Source organism: Aldersonia sp. NBC_00410, assembly GCF_026342035.1.
In the GTDB taxonomy this organism is placed as follows: Bacteria; Actinomycetota; Actinomycetes; order Mycobacteriales; family Mycobacteriaceae; genus Aldersonia.
On the sequence record NZ_JAPENM010000007.1, the window covers coordinates 54353 to 71008 of the forward strand.

The 16656-nt window shown below is 66.8% G+C and carries 17 protein-coding genes; 7 read left to right on the plus strand and 10 right to left on the minus strand.

The window, feature by feature from the left end; translation table 11 throughout:
• Entirely contained in the window at positions 1-837 is an 837-nt protein-coding gene (locus OG921_RS17025; protein ID WP_266113674.1) for a mycofactocin-coupled SDR family oxidoreductase, read from the plus strand.
• 130 nt (positions 838-967) lie between these two features.
• Positions 968-1816: a thioesterase family protein gene (locus OG921_RS17030; RefSeq protein WP_266113675.1), complete on the plus strand. Its 849-nt coding sequence runs from the start codon at positions 968-970 to the stop codon at positions 1814-1816.
• Between the two features lie 12 nt (positions 1817-1828).
• Here OG921_RS17030 and OG921_RS17035 read toward each other — a convergent pair whose 3' ends face one another.
• Both OG921_RS17035 and OG921_RS17040 read right to left on the minus strand, forming a co-directional pair.
• On the minus strand, positions 1829-2356 hold the full coding sequence (locus tag OG921_RS17035) for a hypothetical protein (protein ID WP_266113676.1): 528 nt from the start codon (positions 2354-2356) through the stop codon (positions 1829-1831).
• Between the two features lie 63 nt (positions 2357-2419).
• Positions 2420-3625 carry a cytochrome P450 gene (locus OG921_RS17040; protein WP_266113678.1) on the minus strand — a complete coding sequence of 402 codons (1206 nt, stop codon included), beginning with the start codon at positions 3623-3625 and terminating at the stop codon, positions 2420-2422.
• Positions 3626-3816: 191 nt separating this feature from the next.
• Between OG921_RS17040 and OG921_RS17045 the strand changes: the two genes are divergently transcribed.
• Genes OG921_RS17045 through OG921_RS17055 form a run of 3 tightly spaced genes read left to right on the plus strand, consistent with a single transcriptional unit; the run spans position 3817 to position 6095 of the window.
• Positions 3817-4959 (plus strand): phosphotransferase family protein, encoded by a 1143-nt coding sequence (locus OG921_RS17045; RefSeq protein ID WP_266113942.1) that lies wholly within the window; start codon positions 3817-3819, stop codon positions 4957-4959.
• Between the two features lie 18 nt (positions 4960-4977).
• Positions 4978-5466, plus strand: a complete 489-nt coding sequence (locus tag OG921_RS17050; RefSeq protein WP_266113679.1) for an SRPBCC family protein — start codon at positions 4978-4980, stop codon at positions 5464-5466.
• Between the two features lie 26 nt (positions 5467-5492).
• Positions 5493-6095, plus strand: a complete 603-nt coding sequence (locus OG921_RS17055) for a maleylpyruvate isomerase family mycothiol-dependent enzyme (RefSeq protein ID WP_266113680.1) — start codon at positions 5493-5495, stop codon at positions 6093-6095.
• 26 nt (positions 6096-6121) lie between these two features.
• Here the strand turns inward: OG921_RS17055 and OG921_RS17060 are convergent, their stop codons facing one another.
• Positions 6122-6688 carry a dihydrofolate reductase family protein gene (locus tag OG921_RS17060; RefSeq protein WP_266113681.1) on the minus strand — a complete coding sequence of 189 codons (567 nt, stop codon included), beginning with the start codon at positions 6686-6688 and terminating at the stop codon, positions 6122-6124.
• Between the two features lie 288 nt (positions 6689-6976).
• Between OG921_RS17060 and OG921_RS17065 the strand changes: the two genes are divergently transcribed.
• Positions 6977-8557 (plus strand): HNH endonuclease signature motif containing protein, encoded by a 1581-nt coding sequence (locus OG921_RS17065; RefSeq protein ID WP_266113682.1) that lies wholly within the window; start codon positions 6977-6979, stop codon positions 8555-8557.
• 19 nt (positions 8558-8576) lie between these two features.
• On the opposite strand, the gene OG921_RS17070 is transcribed toward OG921_RS17065, so the two are convergent.
• From OG921_RS17070 to OG921_RS17100, 7 genes are all read right to left on the minus strand, one after another.
• Complete coding sequence (locus tag OG921_RS17070) at positions 8577-9554, minus strand: alpha/beta hydrolase (RefSeq protein WP_266113683.1); 978 nt, start codon at positions 9552-9554, stop codon at positions 8577-8579.
• Between the two features lie 6 nt (positions 9555-9560).
• Complete coding sequence (locus tag OG921_RS17075) at positions 9561-11102, minus strand: NAD(P)/FAD-dependent oxidoreductase (RefSeq protein ID WP_266113684.1); 1542 nt, start codon at positions 11100-11102, stop codon at positions 9561-9563.
• 57 nt (positions 11103-11159) lie between these two features.
• Positions 11160-11894, minus strand: a complete 735-nt coding sequence (locus tag OG921_RS17080; protein ID WP_266113685.1) for an SDR family NAD(P)-dependent oxidoreductase — start codon at positions 11892-11894, stop codon at positions 11160-11162.
• Positions 11895-11967: 73 nt separating this feature from the next.
• Positions 11968-12759, minus strand: a complete 792-nt coding sequence (locus OG921_RS17085; protein WP_266113686.1) for an HpcH/HpaI aldolase/citrate lyase family protein — start codon at positions 12757-12759, stop codon at positions 11968-11970.
• Complete coding sequence (locus OG921_RS17090) at positions 12756-13724, minus strand: zinc-binding dehydrogenase (protein ID WP_266113687.1); 969 nt, start codon at positions 13722-13724, stop codon at positions 12756-12758. The genes OG921_RS17085 and OG921_RS17090 overlap by 4 nt, the downstream gene beginning before the upstream one ends.
• A 1-nt stretch (position 13725) precedes the next feature.
• Positions 13726-14946, minus strand: a complete 1221-nt coding sequence (locus OG921_RS17095; protein WP_266113943.1) for a cytochrome P450 — start codon at positions 14944-14946, stop codon at positions 13726-13728.
• A gap of 35 nt (positions 14947-14981) precedes the next feature.
• Positions 14982-15686: an NIPSNAP family protein gene (locus OG921_RS17100; RefSeq protein WP_266113688.1), complete on the minus strand. Its 705-nt coding sequence runs from the start codon at positions 15684-15686 to the stop codon at positions 14982-14984.
• A 138-nt stretch (positions 15687-15824) separates the two neighbouring features.
• Between OG921_RS17100 and OG921_RS17105 the strand changes: the two genes are divergently transcribed.
• Positions 15825-16643 (plus strand): SMP-30/gluconolactonase/LRE family protein, encoded by an 819-nt coding sequence (locus tag OG921_RS17105; RefSeq protein ID WP_266113689.1) that lies wholly within the window; start codon positions 15825-15827, stop codon positions 16641-16643.
• The last annotated feature ends 13 nt before the right edge of the window (positions 16644-16656 follow it).

Genomic DNA, 16656 nt, shown 5'->3' on the forward strand with positions numbered 1-16656 from the left:
ATGACGGGACGAGTAGAAGGCAAAGTCGCCTTTGTCACCGGGGCGGCGCGTGGCCAGGGCCGCAGCCATGCGGTTCGGCTGGCGCAGGAGGGCGCCGACATCATTGCGATCGATGTCTGTAAGGCGGTGACCGACAGCGCGATTCCGCCGTCCACTCCTGCCGATCTGGCCGAGACCGTCGCGCTCGTCGAGGCGCTCGACCGGCGGATCTACACCGCCGAGGCGGACGTGCGCGACTACGACGCGGTCAAGGCCGCGGTCGACGCGGGTGTCGAGCAACTCGGCCGGCTCGACATCGTCGTCGCCAACGCGGGCATCGGCAATGGCGGCGAGCCGCTGGACAAGACCGCCGAAGACGAGTTCCAGATCATGATCGACGTCAACCTGACCGGGGTGTGGAAGTCGGTCAAGGCCGCCGTTCCGCACATCCGCGCGGGCGGACGCGGCGGATCGATCATTCTCACCAGCTCGGTCGGCGGCCTGAAGGCCTACCCGCACTGCGGCCAGTACATCGCCGCGAAGCACGGCGTCGTCGGACTCATGCGCACCTTCGCAGTCGAGTTGGGCAACGAGATGATTCGCTGCAACTCGGTACACCCGACTCATGTCAACACGCCGATGGTGATGAACCAGGGCACCTTCGACATGTTCCGCCCGGACCTGGAGAACCCCACCGCCGAGGACATGGCACCGATCGCCCAGATGTTTCACACTCTGCCGATCCCGTGGGTCGAGGCGGTCGACATCAGCAATGCCGTGCTGTTCCTGGCCTCGGACGAGGCGCGCTACATCACCGGCCTCACGATGCCCGTCGACGCCGGTAGCTGCCTGAAGTAGTTCACCGGCGCACGTGGGAAGGCCGGCAACAACACCTGAATCGGCTGTTGTTGCCGGCCATTTCCATGCACGGGGGCGTGCGGGGCGGCGCGATGCCCATCGCGGCAAGGGCCGTGGCGTGGTAGATCGCATGATTGCGTTGACAGCCAGTGGAAGTGGGACACAGATGGTCAGCTTTCTCACCAAGCACGGTGATCGGCTCGTCGCGGAAGATCTGGCGGTGAGCCATTGGGCGCCAACACAGTTGAGCGGTCCGGTCGTCTGCGGGCTGTTGGCCAGGGAGCTCGAGGAGCACTGCCCGCCCGGGTTCGTCCCCGCCCGGATGACCGCGGAACTGTTCCGCCCGGTGCTCAACGCGCCCGTCGAGCTCCGAAGCGAGGTCGTCCGCGAGGGCAAGCGGATCCTTGTCGCGGACGCTGCCATCGTGCAGGACGGGCAAGTACGGGTCCGTGCGTCGGCGGCGTTCCTGATGACCGGTTCCGCGCCGCCGGGGCAGTTGTGGAGCCCGGCCATAGACCTGCCGATGCCGCCCGAAGGTCTGCTGTCACCCGACGGGTCGCCGCCACTGTTCAAGAGTGGTGACCGCGACTGGACGCATGACTTCGCGGCAAACCAGAATGCGGACCGCAAGAGCTCCTGGCAGAGCATGCCCCCGCTAGTTGAGGGCGAACCCCTCTCTCCGTTCCAGCGCGCGGCGATGGTCGGCGATACCACCAATCACGTATGCCACTGGGGTTCCCAGGGCGCTGGTTACATCAACACGGATATGACACTCACCCTTTCGCGGTTGCCAATCGGACATGAAATCGGTCTCCGCGCGGACAATGCCATTGCAGCCGAGGGGATCTCGGTTGGTACGGCAACCATCTACGACCGCCGCGGCCCGCTCGGCAGCTGTGTCGTGACTACGTTGTCCAACGCCCGCCGACTGGTCGACTTCGCCGTGCCCACGGACGAGTCAGGCGTCCCGGTCCGCTGAGATCGCCGGCCACTAGAAGCCGATACACTCCGCGCCGAAGTACTCCTCGCGCTCGATCTCGCCGTGCGGAATCGCCGCCGCGTCGAGTGCATAACCCTTGAATGCCCTCGCCGCCAAACTCATTCGACGCCGGGCCGGACCGGATGCGGTCGTCATCGAGGGCAGACCTTCGCCGAAGATCGTCACCTCGACATCACCGCACTCGAGCACGGCCGAGAGGTAGTCGCGCACCCGTTCGTCTGTCGCCAAGGCGGCGGCCGACACCGCGAGCGCCCGCGGACCCGCCTTGGCAGACGAGATGCCCTCCTCGAGCGGCAAGCCGGTCAGTCCCAGAATGCGCAGAGCCCGGGAGTCGCCGCCGTCGGTGGCGTACACGCAGACATCCCACCCGCCGAGCGCTCGATCGAAGAGCGTCCCGCCGGCCGCCGAGATCACCTCCGCCACGTCATGGCCGATCACGTCGAGCCGGTGAGCCGAGCGGCTCGCGCCGGAACGACGGACGAGTCGAGCGGTGGCCAGTTCGATGGTTTGCGCTGGCATCTATTCGGAGATCCTTTCGATGGGCGGACACGAATCAGCTGGTGCGCACTTGCCGTGGACGGCTCAACGCCGCACGCGGACGGGCACATTCGAATAGCCGGCGACACTGGTCATATTCACCCGGCGCAGGTTGTCGAAATCCACCTCGTACTCCGGCATGAAATCGAGCAGGTGCTCGAACGCGATCGCGCTTTCCATCCGGGCAAGCGCCGCTCCGAGGCAACTGTGGATGCCGTAGCCGAACCCGAGGTTCTGTGCCTGCGAGCGGTCACGATTGATATCGAATCGGTCGGCGTCGGTGAACGCCCGCTCGTCGCGGTTGGCCGACGCCTCGATCAGCATGATCGTGCTCCCGGCCGGAATCGTGATGCCGTGCAGCTCCACGTCACGGCGGGTCGAGCGCATGGCGTACTGCGCGGGCGCTGCGTAGCGCAGCACCTCCTCGACGGCGGCCGGAATGGCCGATCGATCCGCGCGCAACTGGGCCCATTGCTCCGGGTGGCGCGCGAACAGGACCACGGCGGCGCCGACGAGTTTGGTCACCGTTTCCGCACCGGCGCCACCGAGCAGCGTGGCGAAGCCCGCGATCTCGATGTCGTCGAGGGTCTTCGACCCACCATCGTCACGCTCGACCTCGGTCGCGATCAAACGAGAAATCATGTCGTCGCGCGGATCTGCGCGACGGTCCGCGATGACGCCGAAGTAGACCATCGCGGTTTGTATCATCGCGTCGAGGCCGGCCTGGCTCACGCCCAGTTCACCCGGCGCACGCTGCAAGCTGATATCCAGCCACTCCCGAATATTCTGACTGTGCTCCGCAGGAACGCCGAGCATGGTGGTGATGACCTCCACCGGAAACAGCGCCGAGAAATCCGCCACGGCGTCGAACCCCGCCGGATCGACCTGCGACAGGTAATGACCGATCAACTGGCGCACCAAAGGCTCCTGCGCCCCGATCGCACGCGGGGTGAACACCTTGTTGACCAGGCTGCGCAACTGTCGGTGGTCGGGCGGATCCATCATGATGATCGATGGGGTTTGCGGGGGCCGGTCTTCCTGGAAGTCCGCGAGGGTGATGCCGTCGGCGGAAGAAAAGGTCTCGAAGTCCTTGAACGCGACCGCGACATCCGCGTGCCGACTCAGCGCGTAAAAATTGTATTGGTCGCTGTAGTAGACGGGCGCTTCGTCGCGAAGGCGGCGGTAGGTCTCGTGCGGATCGTTGAAGTAGTCCTCGGAAAACGGATCGAAATCCACCTTCGAAATCGTCACAGCGTCACCTTCCGCGGTTCGCCCGCACCGAAACGCGGAGCGGGATTCACTATTCGCTAGCGTGACATTTGCAGCACGATCTGTAAAGGTTGGATTCGCGTCGAAAGGTGACTGGATTGAGTTCGAACACAGTGCCCGGACCAAGCGGATCGCATGTCGCCGCACGGGTGAAACCATTGATCGGTGTCGCTATGCACCTGGGCCGCGGTGCGGCGCGGGTGGCGACCGACGCAATCGTCCGCGGCGCGCGAGATTTTCCCCGGAAGATCGACGACCTGGACGCGGCGACATTGTCTCGGATCATGAACCGCCCGGTCGCCTCGGTGACCCGGATCGGTGGGACAAATGGCACCACCTCGCGCGCGCTGCTCGCCCTCACCGGCGATGGCGTACCACCAACGGTGTTCGTGAAGATGGCTGCGGACACGGTCCCCAACCGCTTGATCGGCGAACTCGGCCGGCTCGCGGAGACCGAGGTGCGTTTCTACGCCGAACTCGCCGGTGAACTCACCGGCATTCCTCGGCTCTACGGCTCCGCATTCGACTCTCCGACAGGACGATTCGTCATCGTGCTGGAAGATCTCACCGCCGGCGATTGCGAGTTTCCCGATACCGTCCACCCGCTCACACCCGAGCGGGCGGCACAGTTGGTCGACTTGCTCGCCCACCTGCATGGCACGTTCTGGGGCCGGCTGCCCGACGTCGGCAATGCCCGCGTCCCGCTCGGCTGGCTCCACGCCGGATCAGCGGATCCGAGTGTGCCACTGGTCGGGTCGATGATGCGCCGGTCGGTGCGGCGGCTGTCCGGGCACACCGGGATAGCGGTGGAGGCAGGCCGGTTCATCATCGACAACTACCCCGCGGTCGCGCGCCTGATCGACCAAGCACCGCACACCGTGCTGCACGGCGACGCTCATCCGGGCAACACCTTCGTTCGCGACGGCCGGGTCGGACTGCTGGACTGGCAGGCAGTGCGACGCGGCCATCCGACCCGGGACCTCGCGTACACGCTGGTGACCGGCATGACGACCGCAGACCGCACCGCCAACGAACGGGACCTGCTCGACCGGTACCGACACGCCCTGTCCAGGGCGGGCGGGCCGGAGATCGGGCAGGAGGAACTGTGGTTTCGCTACCGGCAGGCCGCGGCTTACGCCTACGTCGCGGCCCTGATCACCGCAGGTCTCGGCGGCATGCAGGACGAAACCATCGCGCTGACCGGACTGGGCCGGACCGTTGCAGCGCTCGAAGATCTCGGCACCGTCACAGCACTTCGAAAAGGGCTGCTGGCGAACGGTATTTCGGTCCGTCATCAGTCACCGCAGGACGCGTGAGCGCGAAAGGAAGCGACGTTGGGAACCGTCACCACGAGTTCGGCCACCGCATTCACGTACCCGGCCGAGACGATCTACGATTTCGTCACCAACCCGGCGAACTGGACGAAGACCTATCCGGGCAGCGTCCACGTCGGCAATCTCCCCGAGGTGCCACTGAAGGTGGGCGACACGTGGGTGGAGGCCGGCCCGGATGGTAGCCGAATCTTCACGTGGCACTGCGCGATTGCGATCCGGCCACGGATGTTCGTGTTCAACTCGGTCGGCCGCCTCGGGCACGACGCCGATGGTAATGGCGGCCGCGAGGGCCGGATGACGATTACCTACCATTTCACCGAGCCGGGTGCAGGCGTCACGTTGTTCACCCGATCGATGACCATCGAAACCTACAAGCACGCACCGTTTCCGGACGGCTGGTTCCGGACGGTCAACCCGGCGCATATCGATGCCTATCACGACGCGATCGCGCGGGAGTTGGACGCGCTGGTCGGCGTCGGGCGCGGTTAGAACAACGCGGTATGTCGACCGTTCGCATGCTCGCCCGTCAGGAGCGGGCAGAGTTCGCTGATTTCTTGGACACGTTGACACCGCGGCAATGGAGCATGGCCAGCCTGTGTCAAGGATGGACCGTGCGGGATGTGGTCGTGCACACGATCGCTTATCTCGATCAAACCCGGCCTCGCTTGTTGATCGAGATGGTCCGCCATCGCGGGGACATCAATCGGCTCAACGCAAACCCGATGGAGCGCTTTGCCGGCCAGCGGCCCCAGCAGATCGTTGAGCTGATGCGCCGGGGCGCCGAACCATCGGGGGCAGGCGCACTCTACGGCGGTCGTGTGGCGCTCATCGAGTGCCTCATCCACCAACAAGACGTTCGCCGACCACTGGGATCCTTCCGGTCGATTCCACAGGACCGGCTTCGAGCATCGTTGGACTACGCCCGGATGAGCCCGGTGATCGGCGGCGCGCGGCGCACGCGTGGCCTGCGACTGGTAGCCACGGACATGGATTGGTCGGCCGGCCGCGGCCCGGAGGTGCGTGGCACAGGCGAGGCGCTGCTGTTGACGATGACGGGGAGATCATCCACAGTCGCTGACGAACTGGACGGACGAGGGGTGCAACTACTGCGCCAGTGACTCCTCGCCTGGCTGCGTGTGTCCGATCAGTCGCGTTTCGCCTCGTAGCGCAGCAGGACGGTGCCACCCGGGAAGGTGCGGTTCTCCAACAGTCGCAGCGATATCCATGATGGCAGCGTCGGGAAGAACGGGGTGCCGCCGCCCACGGCGGTGGGCGAGACCACGATCCGGTATTCGTCCACCAGTCCGGCCTGCACGATCGGTGCGGCCAGCGTCGCGCCGGCCACCTCCAGCCTGCCGTCGGTTTCGGCTTTCAGCTTCGTCACCACCTCGACCGGGTCGCCGCGTTCCAGACGGGAGTTCCAGTCGACGGACTCCAGGGTGTGTGAGAACACGACCTTGGGCATGTCGCGCCAGATGCGGGCGAAGTCGACGATCAGCGGGGTGGCGTCCGGGGCCTTGTCGGCAGTCGGCCAGTACGCGGACATCAGTTCGTAGAGCCGCCGCCCGTAGAACGACAGGGCGGTCTCCCGCTCGAAGTCGTTCCAGTACTGATGCAGTTCTTCGCTCGGATCGGCCCAGTCGATGTTGCCTTGTGCATCGGCGATGTACCCGTCCACCGACACGTTGAAGCCATAGATGAGTCTGCCCATGCAGATCAGACTGCACCGGCGGTGCAAAACTCATCGCGATGTCACACGAGTTAGTGTCAAATCGTTGTGGATGGGCGAGCGTCAGGCGGCCTCGATCAGCTCGAACGCCACGGAGAGTCCGGCGGTCCCGCTACGAAACTGGTTGTGGTCCTTTAGTTTCCGCATCTTGGACAAGAGGTACGCGAGGGTCTTGCTGTCGCACGTATGTTCGACTAGCGTGGTGGTATGACGCTCGGGGGGAGCTCAACTGTTGGTCTTGTCGATGCCGCTGTGCTTGATGATGGTGCTGTGCTCGACGATGGTGCGGTGCTCGACGAGTTGGCTGCTGCCGCGGTGGCGGAGAATTGTGCGGCGTACCGGAAGGTGGTGCTGGCCGGGCGATTGTGGGAGACCTGGGTCGAACGCGACGCCGAGCTGGGCCGGGACGGTTTCGTGGATTGCGGCAATAACGCGTTGGCCGAGATCGCGGTCCGGTTGGGGTGTTCGAAGGCGGTCGCCGAGGGTTTCGCGGTGGTCGGGATGGAGCTGCGGCTGCGGTTGCCGTTGGTGCGAGCGGCGTTCGCCGCGGGTGAGCTGGATTTCGCGCGGGTGCGTCGCATCGTGCACGACACTCTCGGTTTCACACCCGGCACGGTCGCGTTGGCGGAGCCGGACATGCTTGCCGCGGCGCGGGTGCTTTCGCCCGGGCCGTTGGCGGGCGAGGTCGACACCATTCTGATCCGGGTCGCGCCCGCGGAGGTCGCCGCCCGCCGCGAGGAGGCCGAACGCGACCGCCGTATCCGCAAACGGCGGGTCGGTCCGCTCGCGCGCCTCGAGGTGGATCTGTCCCCGGTGGAGGCCGAGGCGGCGTGGCAACGCGTCACCGAGGTTGCGGGCACGGTGTGCGGGCAGGACCGGCGCAATCGGCAGTACCGGATGGTGGATGCGTTCCTGGCGCTCGTGCACGGGGAGAATCGGCTGGGCTGCGAGTGCGGGCGCTCGGACTGCGCCGCGGTAATCGCGCCGGTATCACTGCGTCGACGGACTCCGTTGGTGCAGATCGGGATCGACGTCGCGAGCTTGCTCGGTTTGCGTTCGGAGCCGGCGTATTTGCCCGGGTATGGGCCGGTCGATCCCGAGTTGGCGCGACAGCTCGCGGCGGACGCGACGTGGCAGGGGATGCTCACCGAGCTGCACGAGATCGCCACCGATGAAGGGCTCATTGCCGATCCGGCACCGGGCAGCCTGAGTGACTCCATGAGTGGGCGGACGCCGACGCAGGACCGTTTGTGCACCAGTACCTTCCGTGCCCGTGGCTCCCGGCGCCCCGGTGCGGTTGTGCCCGCGCCCCGCACACCGGCCCCACCCGCGCCGCCGCCGTTCGGGACCGTCGCTGCCATCGGTCACGGCGCGGCCGAACTCGACCGGATTTTCGACGCCGCGGCCTGCACCGGGCACGGCGGACACCATCATCCACCACCGGGCGCGTTCGAATACCGCCCCGACGCCGCCACCACCGCCGTGGTGCGGGCTCGGGACCGGCACTGCCGGTTCCCGGGTTGCCGCACGCCCGCGGCCCAGTGCCAACTCGACCATGTCGTCGAGTTCGACTATCACCGTCCCGATCGCGGTGGTTGGACGGTGCGGTCGAACCTGCAGTGCCTCTGCGCGTTTCACCATCAACTCAAAACGATGAAACTCTGGCACGCCCAGATGGCACCGGGCGGGCAGGTGGCCTGGCGCAGCAGCTACGGCCACAACCTCGTCACCACGCCCGCGGCCGGGCTCACCAGCGCACCCACTGCCACGCTCACCGCACCGGTCGGCTCCGGCCCGCTGGCTTGGCAGCAAATACCTGACCCCACCGACGACGAGGAGCCGCCGTACTGAGCGGCCGCGCGACGGGGGGCTAGGCCCCGCGCCTGCTCGAGGTCTGCGACAGCTGCACCGGCTCCGCATGCAATGCAGCGCGCAGTGCCGCGCCCTGCAGCGCGAACAATCGCGCGCTGGTTTCCCACTCGGGGACCAGCGAATCGAAGCCGTGGCAGGTGCCGGCAAAGACATGCAGATCGGTGGGAACTCCGCCGAGCAACAGCCGCACGGCGTAGTCGACCGCCTCGTCGCGCAACGGATCCAGTTCCGAACACGAGATGAACGCGGCGGGCAGACCCTCGATGCCGTCGCGGCGACCCGGCACCGATGCGGCGGTCGCCTTGGTGTCGTGCAGATAGTGCTGCCACATCAGTTCGGTTGCGGGACCGTCGAATCCAGGTGTTGTGCTGAAATCCTGCTTGGATGGCATCGGCCGATCATCGAGGACCGGCTGGTGGAGCAACTGGTACACCAGCCGAGGCGCGGCGCCGTCGAGGGACAGCTGCGCCAGCCCGGCGGCGAGCGCACCGCCCGCGCTGCTCCCCGCCACTGCCAGCCGTTCCGGGTCGATCCTGAGCCGGTCCGCGTTCTCGGCGACCCAGCCTAGCGCGGCGAGGGCGTCGTCGAATGCGGCGGGGAACGGATGCTCCGGCGCGAGACGGTAATCGACCGATACGACCGTGCACGCGGCACGGCGGGCCAGTTCGACGCACTGTCGATGATCGGTATCGAGGTTGCCGAGAACGAACGCGCCGGAATGCAGATAGACCACACCCGGGGCGTGGCCCGTCCCGCCCCGATATATCCGGACCGCGATCGGGTCCGAGTCGATACGTTCGACGGTGTCCTCGGCGATATCGACACCGGTGGTGTCGACCGCCGCGACGGTCGCCCTTCTGCGCTCATTCAGCGACTCCCGCACTACCGGAAGTAGTTCCGGCGACAGATTCGTCCGGGCGGCGAGCAGATGCCGCAGCGCGGGGTCGAGGCGCAACTCGAGGTCGGTCCTATCCATGGTTCGCTATCCCGTCGCTGTCGAAGGTTCCTGCGCAAGCCCGGACGCCCGGCCGCTTCCGGCCCGCCCACTCTCCGTCGGGCCGTCGAGGAGATAGTCCGCGGCACGGAACCGTCTCGTCATACTCCAGAAGTCACGGGCGCTGCGCGGCCACTGAGTGACCACCCGGCCGTTCGCTGCACGAAAATAGTTGCTGCACCGCGTAGTCCACACCGTGCCGACCATCCACCGGTCGATCTTGCGGGTGAATTCGGCCATCGCCTCGGGCCGCACCGCGACATAGGACTTACGCCGGCGACGCATATGTCGCAGCGCCCGAACGACATAGCGGGCCTGCGCCTCGAGCACGAAGATCACGCTGTTGGATCCGACATTCGTGTTCGGTCCGTACAGCATGAAGAAGTTCGGAAAGGCAGGCACGGTCATGCCGAGGTAGGCGTGCGCACCGTCGCGCCAAACGTCGTGCAGGCGGGCCCCATCCTCGCCGACGACGTCGATCTCGCCGAGGTAGTCGGCGGCGGCGTATCCGGTCGCGCACACCACCACATCCACCTCCCGTTCCGTGCCGTCGTCGGTGACCAGGGAGCGGGCGCGCAGCGACCGCGCCGGACTCGACACCACCTCGACATTGGGCTGGGTCAACGCGGGCAGGAACTCGGAGGAAAACACCAACCGCTTACAACCGAGCGGATGCTCGGGGGTCAATCGACTGCGCAGATCCTCGTCGGGGACAGCCGCCTTCAGCATGTTCTCGGCGACAGCCTTGAACAACTGCGTCTTGTCGCTGCCGTCCTCGATCACCGCGATGTTGGATTCGCTGCGCAACCACAGCCGGGTCCGATAGAACTTCTTCGCGAACGGGACGTACCGGAATGTTCGCCGCTCACGCTCGGTGTAGGGACGGTCCGGCTTCGGCAGGATCCACGTCGGCGACCGTTGCACCGAGTACACCTGCTGGGCCTGCTTGGCTACCTCCGGGATAAGCTGTGCGGCAGTCGAACCGGTACCGAGCACCGCGACGCGCGAGCCCGCGATCGGCACCGAATCGTCCCACCGCGACGAGTGCATGACGACGCCGGTGAACGGCTGCTCCTCGACCAAGTCCGGCAGCACCGGCTGGGTGAACAGGCCGACCGCCGAGACCACGATGTCGAATCGATGCCGATCCCCGGTGCTGGTCGTCAACTCCCAGGTCTCGGTAGCGGCGTCCCAGTGCGCGGCGGTGATCTCGGTGTGCAGCCGCAGGTTCGGCGCGAGGCGGTAGCGCTGAGCGCACCGCTCGAAGTACGCCAGGATCTCCGGTTGGTCCGACCACAGCCGCGACCAGTTCGCATTCAGGTCGAACGAGTAGGAGTACAGGTGCGATTTCACGTCGCAAGCGAGGCCGGGGTAACGGTTGATTCGCCAGGTGCCGCCGACGCCATCCTCTCGGTCGAAGATGGTGAAATCACGAAACCCCGCCTTGCGCAGAAAGATTCCCAACGCGAGGCCGCCGGGTCCGGCGCCGATGATGCCGACCGACAGCGGCCTGCGACGCTGGTTGTTCATTCGGACCTCCGGATCGATATATGGCTGGCTGGTGAAAGGGTGGTCGACGGGCCGGCGTCACCCGATCTGGAGGCACTGGCCGCCGTCGACGACCAGTTCCGCTCCGGTGATGAAGGACGCCCGTTCGGAGATGAGGAACGCGACCGCGTCGGCGAGCTCGATCGGTTGGCCGATTCGCCCGGAGATCGAGCGGGCGGCCAACCCGGCACGCACCGATTCGTCGAGCATCGGCGTCGCGACCGGGCCCGGCAGTATCGCGTTCACCCGAATCCCCATTGGTGCCAGTTCCGCTGCGGTGATCTGCGTCAGCCCGCGCAGGGCCCACTTCGACGAGCCGTACGCGGCGTGGTTCGGGAACGGCCGCACCGCGCTCGTGCTGCAGGTGTTGACGATCGCGGCGCCTTCGGCGCGGCGCAGTTCGTCGAGCGCCGCTCGGATGCCGAGGAACGGACCGAGACAGTTCGTTCGCCAGCTGCTCTCGAACCCGGCGACCGTCTCGTCGCCGATGGCGGCCCGATGCAGCAAGCCCGCGTTGTTGATCAGCGCGCTCAGCGAACCGAACTCGCCGACCGCCGAGGCCACCGCCGACTCCCAATGCGCTTCGTTCGTGACATCGAGCTCGACTGCGATAACCGGGGAGTCACCGTGCACGGCAAGGCTTTCCTTCAATTCCTCGAGCCGGTGGTCGCATGCGGCGACCCAGTAGCCGTCCGCGAGCAGGCGACCGACGATGGCTTCGCCCTGCCCGCGCGCCGCCCCGGTTACCAGCGCGACCGCATCCTTCGATGTCACTTGGCACCCTCCTGCGGGGTATCGCGCAGCATTTCCAGTTCGGGGACGAGCATGGTCGAGTTCGGTCCGCTGCTCACCGGTAACCACCTGCCGCCGCCGGAACCGTCGGGGCGACACCGTTGGCCTCTGCCAGGTGCGCCGCCGCGCCACGGCGCAATGCCTGGGATTCGGGTGCAAGTGTGAGCATGCGATATCCCCATTCCGCCAACGTATTTCCCGTGGTGCCGCTGCCCGCGTGGGCACCGGGGATCAAACCCGCCGCGGTCGCCGCCCGTGCGATAGCCGCCATCGCCTCCCGGACCGCCGGTTCGTGCAAAGCCCGAATCGGATCGGCACCGAGTGTGATGGCCAGATCGGCCGGTCCGGCGTAGATGCCCGACAGTCCCGACACGGCACAGATCTCGTCGGCCGCCGCGACGCCGCGGGTCGTCTCGATCATCGCGAACACGTCCACGCGTGACTCGAGCGTCGCGATGTCGTAACCCAGGTCCGAGCGCAGCGGTCCGAAGCTGCGCACGCCGTGTGGGGCGTATCGGGTCGCAGCGACGGCCTCGGCGGCCTGCTCGGCCGTTTCCACCATCGCGACGATGACGGCGTCGGCGCCGGCATCGAGCACGCGCCCGATGGCCGCGGGGTTGGCCGAGGGTAGCCGCACCGCGGTGGCGATCGGGACATGCTCGAGCCGGCGCAGTAGTCGGGCGACATCCGCATCGTCGAGATAGCCGTGCTGCGTGTCGATTCCGACGTAGTCGTAGCCGGCCCGCGCGAACTCCTCGGGCCCTTGCCACGACGGCCCGGTCACCCAGCCGCCCCAGATCGGGCGGCCGGGTGCGAGACGGTCCCGCAGGCGACTCGCCGCAGTCACGCGACGATCGCGATCTTCACGCGATCGGGCACCGGCCGGGCGGCGAGCTCGAATGCGCCTTGGACTTCACCGACACCGAAGGTGTGGGTGACGTAGTCCGCGAGCAGGCCGGGATGTGCACGCGCGAACTCATCGGCGCACCGAAGCACCCTGGCCCGGTCGAGGGTGATGCCGGACGTCAGAGTGAGGTTGTTGCGCAACATCGTTCGCATGCTGATCGGGTAGCTGTCGTCGTCCGGCACACCGAAATAAAACACCGTGCCGCCGGGCGCGGCGGCCTCGATCGCATGGTTCAGGGTCGCGACCTGATGGCCGACGGCTTCGATGACGACGTCCGGACGCTCCTGCGGAGCCAGGTGGCTCACCCAACGATCGCTGGTTGCGCGCACCGCGTTGTCGACGCCGAACAGCTTCGCCACGTCACTGCGGTCGACCGGGTCGACACCGGTGACATGCCGTGCACCTTGGGCTTTCGCGGCATAGGAGAACAACAGGCCGATCGAGCCCTGCCCGATCACCGCCACATCGCGGCCGGTGAGGTCGGGTAGTTGCTCGAGCGCGTACAGCACGCAGGCGAGCGGTTGCAGCGCGGCGGCATGCTGCGGCGCGAGCGACACATCGTAGGACACCAACCCCGCGCCGTCGGCGACGACCAGTTCCTGCAGTCCGTCGAAGCCGGAGGCCCAGCCGACGACATGGTCGCCCGGCCGATGCTCGGGGTGCCGGCTGACGAGGACTTCTCCGACGATCTCGTGAATCGGGAAGCCGGGCATTTCGGCGCCATTGCGGCCGGTGTCGCCGGGCAGCCGGCCGCGCGTTCCGCGAAATCCGGGTAGGTCGCTGCCGCACACGCCGGCCGCGCGGAACCGCAGCAGTACCTGCCCGTCACGCAGCACGTCCGCTGTGGTGTCGGGCAGGTTCGTCCGTTCGAAGGTGTATGGCGCGACAAGGCGATACGACCACATGTCACACCTCCACCGGGACGCTGTTCCAGCCCCATTGGAAACTCGATGGCGGGCGAAGGGCTGCACCTTCGTCGATGCGGTAGTCCGGCACACGCTCGAGCCATTCACCGACCAGGACGGCGATCTCGAGCCGGGCAAGGTGGAAGCCGATACAGAAATGCTGCCCGCGGCCGAAGGAGAGTTGCCGGGTATTCGGCCGGTCCCAAACGAACTCGTCCGGGTTCGGGAATTCCCGCTCGTCCCGGTTCGCCGATGCGAGCAGCGTGATGATGCGTTGGCCTGGCTCGATCGTGTTGTCGTGCAATGTGAACGGCCTGCGTGCGGTCCGTGCAAACCATTGCGCCGGGGCGCAGAAGCGGATCATTTCCTCGCGCGCCGCAGGCACATTCGAGGCGGGGTCGGCGCGCACCGCGGCGAGCTGATCGGGTCGGTTGAGCAGCTCCCACAGGCCGTGCGCGACGATCTTCGGCACGGTCTCGGTGCCGCCGATGAAGATGCCGAGCAGCTGGGTCGCCGCCTCCACGTCGTCGAACGCGCTGCCGTCGGGCAGCCGGTAGTCGAGCAGCCCGTCCACGATCGGCGAGGGACCGTCGGAGCGGTCGGCCCGCCGCTGCTGCACCACCGGCACCAGGTACTCCAGGTAGCCGGGCCGCGCTGTCGAGGTGTCCACGCCGTTCTTCGGCTTGGCGAGGCTGCCTGCATTGACCGTTGCCAACACATCCGCAGCAAGATCCACTGGCAGCCCGAGCAATTCACAGACGATCGACGCGGCGACAATACCGCCGTAGTCCTGGGTGAGGTCGAAACTCCCACGCGCGAGCAGGACGTCGAGTCGCTCGTTGGCGAGCGTGCGGATCCGCTCTTCCAGCTTCGTCACCGCGCGCGGGCGCAGCGGTGCGCCGTGTGCCTTGCGGATGCCGTCGTAGATCGGCGAGTCGAACATGGCATGGAATGGCATGGGGTGCAGGGGTGGATCGGGCACCGGCCCGTTGTTGTGGCCGGCCAGCGTCGAGGCCGGCGGCAGGGTGCCCTCCGAGGCGACGAAGGTACCGTCACCGACTTCGAGCACGTGCCAGATGTCGTCGAACCGGGACAACGCGTAGGTGTCCCACTCCGGCATGTAGTAGACCGGGTGTCGATCGCGGAGCACGCGGTAGTACGGCAGCGGATCGGCCATCACCGCAGGGTCGAACGGGCTGTACGAAAAGTCTTCAATGGCCATACTTTTCATGGTGGAGTCGTTCATCAAACCACCTTTCACTGCAGCGGCGAGGGAGGTAGCGCCTGCAGAATCGAATCTTCCCAGCCATCCCGCAACGCGGGCGCAACGCTCATCCAGGTCACGATCTCGGCGGGCGGAGAGCCCTGCCACGACGGGTAGTGCTCGGCGAAGCAGTCCCAGTCGCCGTCGAGCGCCCAGTAGTGGATGACCTCGTTGTAGCGGAACGTCGTGGTGAACGATCCGAGCCAGCGCTTCCCGGTGCTTTCCGACCACGGCACGTAGAGGCGCTCGAGCTCGCGGACGTAGTCGTCCTGCCGACCGGGCTTGGTCTGCATGATCTCCTGGATCACCAGTCCTGCAGTGAAATCCGATTCCCGCAACTGCGCCAGGGTTTTGTTGCTCGGCCCGGGGTACATGATCCGTCCCTCGCCGGAGGCGCCGATCTCGGCCAGAAAGAGTGACCACTTCGCCGCCGCTGCCTCCTGGCTGCCACCGCGGGCCTGTGCGCGGCCGATGCGCGCATAGTCGGCGAAGGCGTCGATCTCCCAGATGACAGTGACCTGCGGCCAGTGGCCGTTGTAGGGCGTGCTCTCCCAGATCGCGAACAGGCGTGCCCCCAGTTCGGTCATCATGGGCCGGTAGACATCGTCGAACACCTCGACGAACCGATCGCTGCGTCCCGAACCGAGTGCGATCGTCTCGTGCAGATACAGCAGTGTGTGTGCATGGAATTTCCGCATTGTCACTCCCGGCCGGCATACGTTGCGCGAGCGTCGGACCCCACATCGCAAAGTGTGGAAGTCGTTGACATTGCCACCCGACGAGCGTGACACTTAGCCGGTGTTTTGTAAAGCACCCGTTTTGCTGGATGGAGCCCGATGAGACCCGTACCGCTGGCGCACGGCTTCTGCTTCGGTGAGGGACCGCGCTGGTTCGAGGGCCTGCTGTGGTTCTCGGACATGCTCGGCGAGAACGTGCACACCGTGACGCTCACCGGGGCGGTCACGACGCTGCCACTGCCGGGGCACCGCCCCTCGGGGCTGGGCTTCCGCCCGGACGGCAGCCTGCTGATCGCCTCGACCGAGGCGCGCCGTCTGCTGTGTTACGACGGTGAGTCAGTGACCACCGTCGCGGATCTCGCCGATGCTGTGCCCGCCGCCCTCGGCGACATGGTGGTCGACCGGCACGGGCGCGCGTACGTGGGCTCGCAGGCCCGCGCCGGTGGCGTGCTCGCACGCATCGACCCGGACGGCAGCCACGCGATCGTGGCCGGCGACCTGGACTTTCCCAACGGAATGGTCATCACACCGAATGGCGACACGCTCATCGTCGCCGAGTCGATCGGCCGCAGGCTCACTGCATTCACGATCGCTGCGGATGGTGGGCTCGGCGACCGCCGGGTCTTCGCCGACGAACTGTCCGGGCCGCCGGACGGCATCGCCCTCGACGCAGAGGGCGGCGTCTGGGCGGCGATGACGCTGGCCAACCGGTTCGAGCGCATCGTCGCCGGCGGCACCGTCACCGATCGGATCGACATCGGCGACCGAGTCGCCATCGCATGCGCGCTCGGCGGTCCCGAGCGCCGCACCCTGTTCCTGCTGTCGACCACCGAGGCCTACCCCGAGCGACTGGTAGGCACCACCGACGCCCGACTCGACGCGGTGACCGTCGACGTGCCGGGTGCAGGCGTGCCGTGAATCGAAAGAAGGC